The following is a 12,638-nucleotide window of genomic DNA, read 5'->3' as shown; positions in this document are numbered from 1 at the left end:
CCGGATACTCGAGGGGATGGACTGGTTCACGGCGCCCGAATACTGGCTGGGTCGGCTGATCTTCCAGCGGGCCCTGGCCGGCGTCTACCTCGCCGCCTTCGCCGGGGCCGCCCTGCAGTTCCGGGCACTGATCGGGGCGCACGGCATGCTGCCCGTGCCGCGGCACGTGCGGCACGTGCCGCCGCGGCGCGCCCCGAGCCTGTTCCGGCTGCACTACTCCGACCGGTTCTTCGCCGCCTGCGCCTGGACGGGGGCGGCGCTCGCGGCGGCGCTCGCGGCGGGGGCCGGGGACGCCGTGCCGCTCGGCGCGGCGATGGCGATGTGGGCGGTGCTGTGGCTGCTCTACCTGTCCATCGTGAACGTGGGGCAGACCTGGTACTCCTTCGGCTGGGAGTCGCTGCTCCTCGAGGCGGGCTTCCTGGCCGTCTTCCTCGGCAACGCGCGGACCGGGCCGCCCGTGCTGGTGCTGTGGCTGCTGCGCTGGGCGGTCTTCCGGGTCGAGTTCGGCGCGGGGCTGATCAAGATGCGGGGCGACGCCTGCTGGCGCAAGCTCACCTGCCTGTACTTCCATCACGAGACGCAGCCGATGCCCGGGCCGCTGAGCTGGTTCTTCCACCATCTGCCGAAGCCGGTGCACCGGATGGAGTGCGCCGCCAACCACGTGACCCAGCTGGTCGTCCCGGTGCTGCTGTTCGCCCCGCAGCCGGTGGCCTCGTACGCGGCCCTGGCGATCGTGGCGACACAGCTGTGGCTGGTGCTGTCCGGGAACTTCGCCTGGCTGAACTGGCTGACGATCGCGCTCGCCGTCCCGGCCGTCGACTTCACGCGGCTGTCCTGGCTCCCCGTGCCCGGTGCGGACGCGGGGAGGCCGCCGGAGGCCGCCCACCGGGAGGGGCCGCTCTGGTACGCGGTCCTGGTCTGCGCGCTGACCGCACTGGTGCTGGTGCTCAGCCGGCACCCGGTGGCCAACATGCTGTCGCGCCGCCAGGTGATGAACCGGTCCTTCGACCCCCTCCACCTGGTCAACTCCTACGGGGCGTTCGGCACGGTGGGCCGGATCCGCGAGGAGGTGGTGGTGGAGGGCACCGCCGACCGGGTGCCCGCCGTGGACGGCGCCTGGCGGGAGTACGGATTCAAGGGGAAGCCGGGCGACGTGCGCCGCACGCCGCGCCAGTTCGCCCCGTACCACCTGCGCCTGGACTGGCTCATGTGGTTCGCGGCGCTCTCCCCCGACTACGCACGGGACTGGTTCGGGCCGTTCGTGGAGCGGCTGCTGGCGGGCGACCGGGACACCTTGCGGCTGATCCGCCACAACCCCTTCCCGGACGCCCCGCCGCGGTACGTCCGGGCCCGGCTGTACCGCTACCGCTTCACCACCTGGCGCGAGCTCCGCGAAACGGGCGCCTGGTGGCACCGGACGCTGGTCCGCGAGTACATGCCGCCGACCCGGCTCGCGGCCGCGCCCGGCTCCCACGGCGGCCGGGCGGGGCCGTCAGGACCTCCGGGGGCCTCAGAGGCCGAGTAGGGCGGCCTCCTGCTGCGGCGATATGCCCTTGGACGGCCGGTCGGGGCGCTGCGGGGCCACTCCGCCCAGCTCCTGGAGCCAGGTCCAGGTGTCGGCTACGGTCTCCTCGACCGGCCGGCACTTCAGGCCCGCCGCCAGCGCCTTGCCGACGTCCCCGCCGAACATGAAGTCGTGCTGCTCGCCCTCGTGGACCCAGATCGGCAGCTCGGTCCAGGGTTCCACGCCGGCTTCCTCGATCCGGGCCTGCTCGGTCCAGCGCAGCTCCGCGGCGCCGCCGGTCACCGCCGCGCAGGCCTCGAGGAGGCTGCCCATCGTGGCGTGGCCGACCGGTGACACGAGGTTGTACGGGCCGCCGAGCCCTGCTTCGGCCGCGTCCAGGGTCCAGCGCGCCAGGTCCCGCACGTCGACGTACTGGAGCGGGAGGCCGGGCCGGCCGGGGGCGAGCGTGGGGCCGCCCCGCGCGGTGCGGTTCAGCCACCAGGGCAGCCGGCCGACGTTCTCGTACGGGCCGAGGATGAGCCCGGCGCGGACCAGCAGGGCGCGGTCGCCGAAGGCGTCCACCGCGGCGATCTCGGCGCCGCGCTTGTCCTGCGCGTAGTCGGTGGCTTCTGCGTCGGGCGAGCCCTCGACGAGCGGGCCGTCCTCGTCGAGCCCGGCGGGGGCCGGGTAGGAGTACACCGACCGGCTGGATATGTAGGCGTACCGGCCGGTCCGGCCGGCGAGCAGCCGGGCGCTGTCGCGCACGGCGCTGGGGGCTCCGCCCCAGGTGTCGGCGACGAGGTCCCACTCCCCCTCGGCGAGGGCGGCCAGGCCGTCGGGGGCGGTGCGGTCCCCGTGCAGGGCCTTGGTGCCCGGCGGGGGCGCGTGGTGCCCGCGGTGGAAGACCGTCACTTCCCACCCGCGGCTCTGGGCGTCTTCGGTGATCGCGCGCCCGACGAATTCGGTCCCACCCAGCATCAGCAGCTTCATGTGGATCAGCGTGCCCGGTGCGCGGGGGGTGCGTAACCCGTGATCGCCCACAGCGATGACGCCGACGGCGTACGGCTTCGGGGAACTTCCGAGCCCCCGCCGCCGATCGTCGGCGCGGGGGCCCGGAGAGGCCTTCGAACTGCGGCGGCTAGTCGATGCCGGGCAGGATGTGCGGCTCAGCGAGGTCGTCCTCGTAACCCGCGAGGCGGATCGGGGCGGACCGGGCCCAGACCTCCAGGTTGCCGAGCGTCTCGGGGCGCTTGCTGCTCCTCGACCCCGTACGTTCTCTCGGTGCCTGGTCGGTCTTCGTCAGTTCTGGTGTCACCGCGCACTCCTTTGTGTCGCGTAACCCGGCAGGCGGGACCGCGAGCCGGTACAGGAATAAAGGGCTTCCGGACGCGGTGGCGCCTTGGTGGAGCGAGTGCCCGGGTAGGGCTCTCATGCGGATCACAGTACACATATGAGCGGACCCCCGCTCGATGGAAAGGTAAAATCCACGCTGGACCGCTTGTTTTCGCCGCGAATTCAGTAAGTCGTACGGCGGTACGCCACGGACGGCTGATCTGCTCGACGGCGCCGTACGGGTGAAATGCGGTCGGGCGACGGAGGGAGCGTCAGTGGCGGGGTCCGAGGTGCCGACGGTCGTCGGAAGCGTCGAGGAACTGATGGATCTGCTGCTGGCCGGCCATGCGGCGGGCCACGGGCTCCGCACGGCGGCGTCGCTGCGCCGCTCGCACCCCTTCGACAAGGAGCTCCAGGTCGCCGGGCTGGTGCACGGTCTGGGTCGGGCCGAGCCTACGGCGCGCGCGCTGCGCCCGCTCCTGGGCGAGCGGGTGGCCCGGCTGGTACGGCTGCAGGCGCCGGGTCCCGGAGCGCCGGGTCCCGGAGCGCCCGCGGACGCCGGAACGCCCGCGGACGCCGGCGCCGACGTCGAGGCCCTGAGGCTGGCGGTCGACACCGGCCGGGGCAGCGGCCCGGAAGCGGGCGTGCTCGAGGACTGGCGCCCGGTACTGGAACTGGTCGCGGCGGGGGCGTACGACCGAACGGGTTGAACGCGGCGCGCCCCCGGCCCCTCTCGGAAGGAGGGGCCGGGGGCGCGACGGGAAGGTCCGGGGGACCTGGGGGCGTGAGGACGGGCGGCCTACCAGTTGGCGGGCGCGTAGTCCTTCAGGAAGACGCCGAACAGGTCCTCGCCGAGCTCGCCGCGCACGATCGGGTCGTAGACGCGGGCCGCGCCGTCGACCAGGTCGAGGGGGGCGTGGAAACCCTCCTCGGCGAGGCGGATCTTGTCCGGGTGCGGGCGCTCGTCGGTGATCCAGCCGGTGTCGACGGCGGTCATCAGGATCTGGTCCTTCTGGAACATCTCCTGCGCGCTGGTGCGCGTGAGCATGTTCAGCGCGGCCTTGGCCATGTTGGTGTGCGGGTGGCCGGCGCCCTTGTAGCCGCGGCTGAAGACGCCCTCCATCGCGGAGACGTTGACGACGTACCTGCGGCCGGCCTCGGCGGCCGCCATAGCCGGGCGCAACTTGCTGATCAGGATGAACGGCGCGGTGGAGTTGCAGAGCTGCACTTCGAGGAGCTCGATCGGGTCCACCTCGGACACCGTCTGGATCCAGCTGTTGGTGTCGTGCAGGTCGGGGACCAGGCCGCCCGCGTCGATCGCGGTGCCGGCGGCGATCCGCTCCAGGGAGGCGGAGCCGGAGACGAGCGCCAGCTCGGTGATGTCCTGGGCGCTGAGCTTCTCGCCCTTGCCGGTGGGCAGGGCGGCGACGCGGTCGACGGTGCCGCTGCCGAAGGTGCCGATGACTTCGGAGCTCGGCAGCTCGCCGGCCGGCAGCGGGGCGTTCTCGGCGGCGACGAGCTCGCTGTAGGCGCCCGGGGAGCGGCGTACGGTCTGCGCGGCGTTGTTGATCAGGATGTCGAGCGGGCCCTCGGCGGCGACCGAGTCGGCCAGCGCGACCACCTGGGCCGGGTCACGCAGGTCGATGCCGACGATCTTCAGCCGGTGCAGCCACTCGGAGCTGTCGGGCATCGCCTTGAAGCGGCGGATCGCGTCGCCCGGGAAGCGGGTGGTGATGGTGGTGTGCGCGCCGTCGCGCAGCAGCCGCAGCGCGATGTACATGCCGATCTTGGCGCGGCCGCCGGTGAGCAGGGCGCGCCGGCCGGTCAGGTCGGTGCGGGCGTCGCGGCGCGCGTGGTTGAAGGCGGCGCAGTCCTGGCAGAGCTGGTGGTAGAACGCGTCGACCTCGACGTAGCGGGTCTTGCAGACGTAGCAGGAGCGCGGGCGCTGCAGTATCCCGGCGATCGGGCCCTTGGCGGCGGCGGTCAGGGCGTTGCCCTGGGTCTCGTCGTCGATGCGCTCGGCGGAGCCGGTCGCGGTCGCCTCGGTGACGGCCTTGTCGTTGGCGGTCTTGGCGGCGCGGCGGTCCTGGCGGCGGCGCTGCTTGACCGTCCGGTAGAGGCCGGCGGTGGCGCGGCGTACGGTGATGGCGTCCGGGTGGTCGACATCGAGCTTGTCGAGCTCGTCGAGCACGCTGAGGCAGAGGGCCAGCCGGTCGGGGTCGATGCCCGGCCCGTAGCCGTGCACGTGGTCCTGGCTGTCTTCGGTCACCGTCATGCCCGCTGCCGTTCCTTGATCACTCGTCCGCGTCCGCCTGCTGCGGAAGTCCTCAAAAGGGCTAGTGTACGGATCCCCCGCATCGGAAGACAAACCCGCTCCCGTGTACTGCGTACGGACTACTCCTCACGCCTGATGCGTGACCGAATGTAGGGGCCTGTAGGGGGAGGAATAGCTCCCCCTGGTCGGGCATTGTGACTTTTATGAGTGCCCTAGCCCTTTCGGCCCTGCTCTGCCTGGTGTCCGCGGTGGCCTACGCGGGCGGAGCCATCGTCCAGGAGCGGGTCGCGTCCGCCGCGACGAGCCGGCCCTACGCTCCCGTGCGCCAGGCCGGCTGGTACGCCGCCATCGCCCTGAACGGCTTCGGCGCGCTGCTGCACGTGGTCGCGCTGGCGTACGGGCCGCTGAGCCTGGTGCAGCCGCTCGGGGCACTCACCATCGTCTTCGCGCTGCCGATGGCGGCCGTTTTCGTCGGGCGCCGCTCCAGCGGCGCGGCCTGGCGCGGGGCCGTGCTGGCCACCGTCGGGCTGGCCGGGCTGCTGGCCCTGACGGGCGGGGGCGGCCGGGCCGAGCAGTCCTTGTCCGGCGCCGAACAGAGCACCCTGCTGGCCGCGACCGGCGCCGGGGTGGCGGTGCTGTTCCTCGCCGCCCGGAAGGTGCGGCGGGCCACGGTGCGCAGCGTGCTGCTGGCCGTGGCGGCCGGCGCGGCCTTCGGCATGGCCTCGGTGTTCACGAAGTCGGTGGCCGAGACCTTCGCCCCCGACGCGCTGGTCTCGCTGTGGCCGGAGCTGACCTCGGTCGCCGCGCTGGCCGGCGCCGGGCTGCTGCTGTCGCAGGCCGCCTACCGGGGGGCCGGGCTGACGGCGCCGCTGGCGACCGTGACGGTGGCCAACCCGGTGGTCGCGGCGGCGGTCGGCATCGCCATGTTCGACGAGGGCTTCCGGTACGGGGCGGCCGGCGCGGCCGCGGCGGTGGTGAGCGCCGCTCTGGCGGGGGCCGGGCTCGTCCTGCTCACCGTCGCTCCCCGGCGGGCCGAAGGGACCGTACCGGCGGGGAGCACTCGGGACGCGGCTGCGAACACGGCTCCGGCCACTGCTTCCGTCGCGGCTGTGGACACGGCTCCGGCTCCGGCTCCGGGCGCGGTCGTGGTCCCCGCCGGAGCGGAGGCCACGGCCGCGACGCCCGGCTCAGATGTGGACGCCGTGGGCCCGCAGGTACTTCAGCGGGTCGATGTCGGTGCCGTAGCCGGGCCCGCCGCGCACCTCGAAGTGCAAGTGCGGCCCGGTCGTGTTGCCGGTCGAGCCGGAGCGGCCGATGCGCTGCCCGCCGGAGACCGGCGAGCCGGCTTTGACGGCGAGCGCCGACAGGTGCGCGTACTGGGAGTACCGGCCGTCGGAGTGCCGGATGACGACCTGGTAGCCGTACGCACCGGCCCAGCCCGCTGAGACGACCTGGCCGTCGGAGACGGCCTTGACGGTGGTGCCCGTCGCGACCGGGAAGTCGACGCCGGTGTGGTAGCCGCTGGACCAGGAGGAACCGGCGACGCGGTAGGCGGTGCCGAGGCCCGCGTCGACGGGGGCGGAGAACCCTCCCGAGGCGGTTTCGTCCTTCTGCGCCGAGGCGGGCTGCGCCGCCGGCTTCTCGGCGGGCTTCGCGGCCGGTTTGTCAGCGGGCTTCTCGGCCGGCTTCTCGGCGGGCTTCTCCGACACCGGGGCCACGGGCTTGACCGGTTCCGCGGTGCGCGGCGGCTTCTCCGGGTTCTGGGAAGGCGGCGCGGCCGGCGCGGCTGGCGCCGCGGTCACGCGCAGGGTGAGCCGCTGCCCCGGGAAGATGAGGTCCGGATCCCCGCCCACGGTGGCCCGGTTGGTCTCGTACAGCGCCTGCCAGCCGCCCTCGACGTGCTGCTCGGTGGCGATCGCCGAGAGCGAGTCCCCCGGCGCGACCACATAGGGGTTGGGCAGCACCGAGGTCCCCGTCGGGCGGGGCGCGGACTTCGGCGGTGTGCTCCGCGGCGTGCTCGGCGGAGCGGCCGCCTTCTTCTCCTGGAGCTGGGCCTTCGTCTGCTGGACCGGGGTGACCGGTTTGGCCTGCGCGGGGAGGGCCGGGGCCGGTCCGCTGCGGCTCAGTCCGGCCTTCTTCCCGCAGACCGGCCAGGCCTGCGGGCCCTGCCCCTTCAGCACCTTCTCCGCGACCGCGATCTGCTGCTCCCTGGTCGCCAGGTCCGCGCGGGAGGCGTACGCCGCGCCGCCGAAGGCGCGCCAGGTGCTCTGGCTGAACTGGAGCCCGCCGTAGTAGCCGTTGCCGGTGTTGATGTGCCAGTTGCCCGTGGACTCGCAGGCCGCGACCTTGCTCCAGGTGTCCACCGAGGCGGCGTGCGCGGTTCCGGCGCCGATCAGGGGGAGCGCTATCCCCGCGCCACCGGCGGTGACCACGAGCGAGGCCCGGTTGATGCTGCTCGGCTGATACCGGCGGTGCCGGCCCCGTACACCCATGGGTGCCCCCACTGAAGACGTCAGGAACCGCACAACTTAACGCCGCGACCAGGGCATGACAAGGGCCACAACAAGACACGTCCGAGCGGTAGTTGATTACCCGCCAAAGGTAGGGGGGCCGTAAGGATCTCCGCCGGGGTAGCGTCGGTGTCCCGGCTCCGTCCGCACGTCGGAGCAGCACGCGGGCGTCACGCGCGCACTCGCCACGCACCACACGCGCGCACGCACCACGCGGGCATGACGGAAGCACCCCCGAACCACCCTCGAAGCACCCCCGAAGCACTCAGGAGCGCACCCCATGAGCAGCAGCACGGCCCAGATCGGCGTCACCGGTCTCGCGGTGATGGGCAGCAACCTCGCCCGGAACTTCGCGCGCAACGGATTCACCGTGGCCGTCCACAACCGCACCGCCGCCAAGACCACGGCGCTGGTGGAGGAGTTCGGGCACGAGGGCGCCTTCGTGCCCACCGGGTCCGCCAAGGAGTTCGTGGACGCGCTGGAGCGCCCGCGCCGTCTGATCATCATGGTGAAGGCCGGCGAGGCGACCGACGCCGTGATCCGCGAGTTCGCTCCGCTGCTGGAGCCGGGCGACGTCATCATCGACGGCGGCAACGCCCACTTCGAGGACACCCGTCGCCGCGAGAAGGAACTGCGCGAGCAGGGCCTGCACTTCGTGGGCGTCGGCATCTCGGGCGGCGAGGAGGGCGCGCTGCTCGGCCCGAGCATCATGCCGGGCGGCTCCGAGGAGTCGTACGCCTCGCTCGGCCCGCTGCTGGAGAAGATCTCCGCGAAGGCCGCCGACGGCACGCCCTGCACCTCGCACGTGGGACCCGACGGTGCCGGGCACTTCGTCAAGATGGTCCACAACGGCATCGAGTACGCCGACATGCAGCTCATCGCGGAGGCGTACCACCTGCTGCGCGAGGTCGCCGGCTACTCCCCCGCGAAGATCGCCGAGACCTTCCGCTCCTGGAACGAGGGCCGGCTGGACTCGTACCTGATCGAGATCACCGCCGAGGTGCTCGCCCACACGGACGCCGTGACCGGCCTGCCGTTCGTGGACGTGGTCGCCGACGCCGCCGAGCAGAAGGGCACGGGCCGCTGGACCGTGCAGATCGCCCTCGATCTGGGCGTCCCGGTGTCGGGCATCGCCGAGGCGGTCTTCGCCCGCGCGGTTTCGGGCCACGGCGAGCTGCGTACGGCCGCGCGGGACCTGGCCGGCCCGAAGGCCGCGCCGCTCTCCCCCGAGGCCGCGGCCGCCTTCGCCGCCCAGGTCGAGCAGGCGCTGTACGCCTCCAAGATCGTCTCGTACACCCAGGGCTTCCACCAGATCCAGGCCGGCAGCGAGGAGTACGGCTGGGGCGTGGACCCGGGCGCCGTGGCCTCCCTGTGGCGCGGCGGCTGCATCATCCGGGCCGCGTTCCTGGACCGGATCCGCGCCGCGTACGACGCCCGTCCGGAGCTGCCGAGCCTGCTGGCGGACGCCGGCTTCGCCGAGGAGATCGGGGCCGCGCAGGAGGGCTGGCGCGAGGTGCTGGTGGCGGCCGTCCGCCAGGGCATTCCGGTACCGGCCTTCGCGGCCTCGCTGGCGTACTACGACGCCCTGCGCTCGGAGCGGCTGCCGGCGGCGCTGACCCAGGGCCAGCGCGACTTCTTCGGGGCGCACACCTATCGGCGCACCGACCGCGAGGGCTCGTACCACACCCTGTGGAGCGGCGACCGCTCCGAGGTCCGTACGGCCTGACGCGTGCGCCTGACGCGCACACCTGACGCGTGCGGCGGCCCGGGCCCGGCGCGGCCGGGCGCCGGGCCGGTTCCGGCCGGGCCGCCGGTCGGTCGGTCAGCTCAGCGGCTCAGGTGCTCCGGCCGGTCAGCTCAGGGGCTCCGGCCCGGGCATCGGCGCGGGCCCCGGCGGCGGCGGGACCGGATCGGGCTCGGGCACCGGGCCGGGCGTCGGCGGCTCGGGCCGGGGCAGCGGCCCGGGATCGGGGAACGGCTTGGGCGCCGGTGCCGGGGCCGGATCGGGGAACGGGGGCTGTGTCATACCTCCACTCTGCCCCGGTCCCGCTTCTCCAGCGCGCCGGGCCGCGCCTATTTCCGCAGGGCGGCCGCGAGGCCCGAAGCCGGGCTGGTCAGGACCGGCGTGGAGGTGGTGGCCAGGGCGGCCGCTCCGGTCATGGAGACCTGCGCCAGGACGATGGCGTCCACATCCGCCAGGGCGTCGGCCGCGGCGGCCACCAGGCGCAGGGAGCCGGCCCCGTCACCCGCCGCGAAGCGGTCCCACGCCCCGTCGACCAGCAGGGTGCGGACGGACAGCGGCAGCCCGGCCTTCGCGGCCTCCTCCTCCAACAGCTCCACGGTCGGCGCGAGCGTCGACTCCACCGTGGCCAGTACGGCGATCCGCGGCCCGGTGCGGACCGCGTCGGCCGCCATCGGGCGGTCGACGCGGAGCACCGGGACGCCGAGGTCCTGGGCCAGGGTCTCGCCGACGGCCCCGAGGGTGGAGCAGGTGACCAGGACGGGCCCGCCGGATCCTTCGAGCAGCTCCCGCACGGCCGGGGCCTGCGACGCGGGCCCGAGCGCGCGGGCCCGCTCCAGCAACTGCGGCACCACCAGGTGGCGCAGCACCGCGCCGGGGTGGTGCCGGTCGCGCAGGGCGTCGAAGACCGGGACGTGCACGGGCGAGGTGTGCAGCAGGGTCAGGCCCGGCGCGGGCGGCGTCACCACAGGTCCGGGTCCGAGTCGAGCTGCGCCTTGGCGACGACGACGACCTCGGCCGGCGCCTCGGGCGCCTGGTCGGGGTGTTTGGCCGCCCAGCTCGCGGCATAGGGGCACAGCGGGACCACGGGCACGCCCTCGGCGGCCGCGATCCCGTAGAAGGCCTTCACCAGGTTCCCGGCGATGCCGCGGCCCTCGTGCCCCGGCTCGACGACGGTGTGGACCGCCACGAGTGCGCGGGGCTCCTCGGCGAGCACGAAGTAGGCGATGAAACCGACCACCGCCCCGCCCTCGGCGGCGAGCAGCCTCCCGGATGTGCGGTCGTCCACGATCTCGATCGGATCGGCCTGCGGCATGGTCCCCGACTCCCCTCAGACAGCCACCGCGTGGGGGCTGCGCTCCTGGTCCGTTCCCGGAACGGGGGCGGACGGATCCGCGCCCAGCTCGATGATGCGGTTGTCCGCGTCGACGTGCACGACGCGCGGCTTCAGCGCTCGCGCCTCGGCGTCCTCGACCTGCGCGTAGCTGATGAGGATGACCAGGTCGCCGGGGTGCACGAGGTGCGCGGCGGCCCCGTTGATCCCGATGACCCCCGAGCCCCGCTCGCCCTCGATGACGTACGTCTCCAGGCGGGCCCCGTTGGTGATGTCCACGATGTGCACGAGCTCGCCGGGCAGCAGGTCGGCCGCGTCCAGCAGATCGGCGTCGACGGTCACGGACCCCACGTAGTGGAGGTCGGCCTGGGTGACCGTGGCCCGGTGGATCTTGGACTTGAACATGGTCCGAAACATGAAGAAACTCCCGAAATGTATGCTCCCTGCCTGTTTTCCACAGGTCAAGGGCGGTCTCCGGAGCCTACAACGATTCGCATGTTCGGTCAGCTTTCCCCGGGTCTTTCAAGACTCATGCTGACCTACTGCTGACTTTTCCGACGCACCGTCAGGGCAGTGCAGCAGCTCTCCTGCACCCCGATCCCTACCGCGACGATGCCCCGCCGATACGCACTCGCGGCAGAAGACATCAGTGAGGCTATCTCTACACAGGGCGGGAACCGTTAATGCGAGTACCTCGCAACCGGAAAGGAGCAATTTCCCTCTATAGGGGGGTGAGCCATCCCTGGCATAGAGGTCACTGCTGCCCGGTACCGCCTCACGAAGGCGATTTCCCACCCGGGGTGGGTATCCGTCAGATCTGACGGATACCCACCCCCAGAACCACTCACACAAGCCCCAACACCCCCGGGACACAGAAGATCTCAAACGCGGTCTGAGGATCTTCCGGGTCTTCATGGTGGCGAAGACTCGCTGAAGCGCGAACGGGTGGCTCAGCATGTGCTGCGCCACCCACTTCTTCACGTCATGGCGTGGTCCTCTGGGACGTACTCGGGAACCACGCCGAGTAGCGCATCGACGGCCGCTCGCCCCTTGCCGCCGGCCCCGGGCATGAAGTGGGCGATGGGGTCGAGAGTGATGGTGGGGCTGGACTGGCCGAGCCATCGGGCGGGGGTGACCACGGACTCGCCGGCTTCGAGGACGATCGAGGCGTAAGCGTGCCGGAGCACGTGGAAGCCGTCCTTGCGAGGTGCCTGCCAGCGCTCGCCCTTCTCCCGCATCGGGATGACACCGACCTCCGCGAGGAGCGGCTTCCGGACCTCGACGTTGAAGATGTTGGCGCGGATCGCGTTGCCGTACGTCGTGGTCAGGACGAGCGGGAACGTCTGCTTGTCCCGCTCGGGCTCCGGACCACCCCACGGCAGCTCGACCTGGACGGCCGGGTGCTGGAGGAAGTAGGCGGCCAGTTCCTCGGCGACCGACGGAGGCATGTCGACGACGCGCGTCTTCCCGTCCTTGGGCAAGGTGAAGTACAGGCGACCATTGCGGATAGCGCCACGCTCGCAATCAACGTCCTCCGGGGAGAGGCCGAAGCCCCCTGGCGCAGCCCGCACCCGAGAGCGACGACGACCGCGATCCGGTCTTGCGGCCCTCAGCTACCCGCCAATGCAGCCGTGGTCCGCATACCGCGAGTGGGGCGACGCAATGAAGGCCTGGGTCAGCCGGGAGGGCCCCCTCAAGGGGCTTGCAAGGTCGCGGAGGCGAAGTTCCCGACGAAAAAGCTGGGGCCCTGCTGAACTCGTGTAAAAAGAGGAGCCCCGACGGCACTACCGACGTTTACCCCAGGCTCACCGGGCCGAAGCCTGGACCGCTCAACCGCCGCCGCCTCACAGGCTGGCATCGACAGCAGGCTCCGTGCCGAAGTAGCAGCCGCGGAGCACCTCCTTTCAGATCGTCCAGGGAGTCCGCAACGCTGCTGACGTCGA

At 72.5% G+C, this 12,638-nt stretch carries 12 protein-coding genes and 1 pseudogene; 4 read left to right on the top strand and 9 right to left on the bottom strand.

All coding sequences use genetic code 11. From position 1 onward, the window contains the following. The first annotated feature begins 16 nt into the window (after positions 1 to 16). Positions 17 to 1,525 carry a lipase maturation factor family protein gene (locus tag DRB96_RS05510; RefSeq protein WP_112447228.1) on the top strand — a complete coding sequence of 503 codons (1,509 nt, stop codon included), beginning with the start codon at positions 17 to 19 and terminating at the stop codon, positions 1,523 to 1,525. Here the strand turns inward: DRB96_RS05510 and DRB96_RS05505 are convergent. Both DRB96_RS05505 and DRB96_RS43690 read right to left on the bottom strand, forming a co-directional pair. Next, complete coding sequence (locus DRB96_RS05505; RefSeq protein ID WP_112447226.1) at positions 1,511 to 2,494, bottom strand: NAD-dependent epimerase/dehydratase family protein; 984 nt, start codon at positions 2,492 to 2,494, stop codon at positions 1,511 to 1,513. The two genes, DRB96_RS05510 and DRB96_RS05505, sit on opposite strands and share 15 nt — an antisense overlap. Before the next feature lie 148 nt (positions 2,495 to 2,642). After that, positions 2,643 to 2,819: a hypothetical protein gene (locus DRB96_RS43690; protein WP_204357649.1), complete on the bottom strand. Its 177-nt coding sequence runs from the start codon at positions 2,817 to 2,819 to the stop codon at positions 2,643 to 2,645. A 340-nt stretch (positions 2,820 to 3,159) separates the two neighbouring features. Here DRB96_RS43690 and DRB96_RS05500 point away from each other — a divergent pair, with 340 nt between their 5' ends. Beyond that, positions 3,160 to 3,546: a hypothetical protein gene (locus DRB96_RS05500; RefSeq protein ID WP_112453228.1), complete on the top strand. Its 387-nt coding sequence runs from the start codon at positions 3,160 to 3,162 to the stop codon at positions 3,544 to 3,546. A gap of 89 nt (positions 3,547 to 3,635) precedes the next feature. Here DRB96_RS05500 and DRB96_RS05495 read toward each other — a convergent pair whose 3' ends face one another. Next, entirely contained in the window at positions 3,636 to 5,111 is a 1,476-nt protein-coding gene (locus DRB96_RS05495) for an SDR family oxidoreductase (protein ID WP_112447224.1), read from the bottom strand. A gap of 203 nt (positions 5,112 to 5,314) precedes the next feature. On the opposite strand from DRB96_RS05495, the pseudogene DRB96_RS42690 reads away from it, so the two are divergent. Further along, positions 5,315 to 6,127: pseudogene (locus DRB96_RS42690) on the top strand (DMT family transporter); the annotation flags it as partial. A gap of 171 nt (positions 6,128 to 6,298) precedes the next feature. Here the strand turns inward: DRB96_RS42690 and DRB96_RS05480 are convergent. Further along, the gene (locus DRB96_RS05480; protein WP_112447220.1) at positions 6,299 to 7,603 is read right to left on the bottom strand and encodes a transglycosylase family protein; all 1,305 of its coding nucleotides are present in this window, start codon (positions 7,601 to 7,603) and stop codon (positions 6,299 to 6,301) included. A 298-nt stretch (positions 7,604 to 7,901) separates the two neighbouring features. Between DRB96_RS05480 and gndA the strand changes: the two genes are divergently transcribed. Then, positions 7,902 to 9,347, top strand: a complete 1,446-nt coding sequence (gene gndA, locus DRB96_RS05475; RefSeq protein ID WP_112447218.1) for an NADP-dependent phosphogluconate dehydrogenase — start codon at positions 7,902 to 7,904, stop codon at positions 9,345 to 9,347. Positions 9,348 to 9,473: 126 nt separating this feature from the next. Here the strand turns inward: gndA and DRB96_RS43685 are convergent, their stop codons facing one another. The 5 genes from DRB96_RS43685 to DRB96_RS05455 form a co-directional block, all read right to left on the bottom strand. Beyond that, on the bottom strand, positions 9,474 to 9,647 hold the full coding sequence (locus DRB96_RS43685; protein ID WP_204357648.1) for a hypothetical protein: 174 nt from the start codon (positions 9,645 to 9,647) through the stop codon (positions 9,474 to 9,476). A gap of 47 nt (positions 9,648 to 9,694) precedes the next feature. Next, positions 9,695 to 10,327 carry an arylsulfatase gene (locus DRB96_RS05470; RefSeq protein ID WP_239516029.1) on the bottom strand — a complete coding sequence of 211 codons (633 nt, stop codon included), beginning with the start codon at positions 10,325 to 10,327 and terminating at the stop codon, positions 9,695 to 9,697. Beyond that, the gene (locus tag DRB96_RS05465; RefSeq protein ID WP_112447216.1) at positions 10,324 to 10,677 is read right to left on the bottom strand and encodes a GNAT family N-acetyltransferase; all 354 of its coding nucleotides are present in this window, start codon (positions 10,675 to 10,677) and stop codon (positions 10,324 to 10,326) included. The genes DRB96_RS05470 and DRB96_RS05465 overlap by 4 nt, the downstream gene beginning before the upstream one ends. 15 nt (positions 10,678 to 10,692) lie before the next feature. Next, entirely contained in the window at positions 10,693 to 11,112 is a 420-nt protein-coding gene (gene panD / locus DRB96_RS05460; RefSeq protein ID WP_112447214.1) for an aspartate 1-decarboxylase, read from the bottom strand. Between the two features lie 560 nt (positions 11,113 to 11,672). After that, positions 11,673 to 12,176, bottom strand: coding sequence for a hypothetical protein (locus tag DRB96_RS05455; protein WP_239516028.1), 504 nt, complete (start codon positions 12,174 to 12,176; stop codon positions 11,673 to 11,675). Between the last annotated feature and the right edge of the window lie 462 nt (positions 12,177 to 12,638).

Origin of the sequence: Streptomyces sp. ICC1, from assembly GCF_003287935.1 — a bacterium.
Lineage (GTDB): Bacteria > Actinomycetota > Actinomycetes > Streptomycetales > Streptomycetaceae > Streptomyces > Streptomyces tritrimontium.
The sequence above is the reverse complement of the archived record's forward strand: the minus strand, read 5'-3'. Positions and strand labels throughout refer to the sequence as shown.

Bases quoted from the DNA above. Each gene is read 5' to 3' on its own strand.
- DRB96_RS05480 (WP_112447220.1), bottom strand. From the start codon at position 7,603: ATGGGTGTACGGGGCCGGCACCGCCGGTATCAGCCGAGCAGCATCAAC.
- DRB96_RS05505 (WP_112447226.1), bottom strand. From the start codon at position 2,494: ATGAAGCTGCTGATGCTGGGTGGGACCGAATTCGTCGGGCGCGCGATC.
- DRB96_RS05510 (WP_112447228.1), top strand. From the start codon at position 17: ATGGACTGGTTCACGGCGCCCGAATACTGGCTGGGTCGGCTGATCTTC.
- DRB96_RS05495 (WP_112447224.1), bottom strand. From the start codon at position 5,111: ATGACGGTGACCGAAGACAGCCAGGACCACGTGCACGGCTACGGGCCG.
- DRB96_RS43685 (WP_204357648.1), bottom strand. From the start codon at position 9,647: ATGACACAGCCCCCGTTCCCCGATCCGGCCCCGGCACCGGCGCCCAAG.
- panD (WP_112447214.1), bottom strand. From the start codon at position 11,112: ATGTTTCGGACCATGTTCAAGTCCAAGATCCACCGGGCCACGGTCACC.
- DRB96_RS05465 (WP_112447216.1), bottom strand. From the start codon at position 10,677: ATGCCGCAGGCCGATCCGATCGAGATCGTGGACGACCGCACATCCGGG.
- DRB96_RS05500 (WP_112453228.1), top strand. From the start codon at position 3,160: ATGGATCTGCTGCTGGCCGGCCATGCGGCGGGCCACGGGCTCCGCACG.
- gndA (WP_112447218.1), top strand. From the start codon at position 7,902: ATGAGCAGCAGCACGGCCCAGATCGGCGTCACCGGTCTCGCGGTGATG.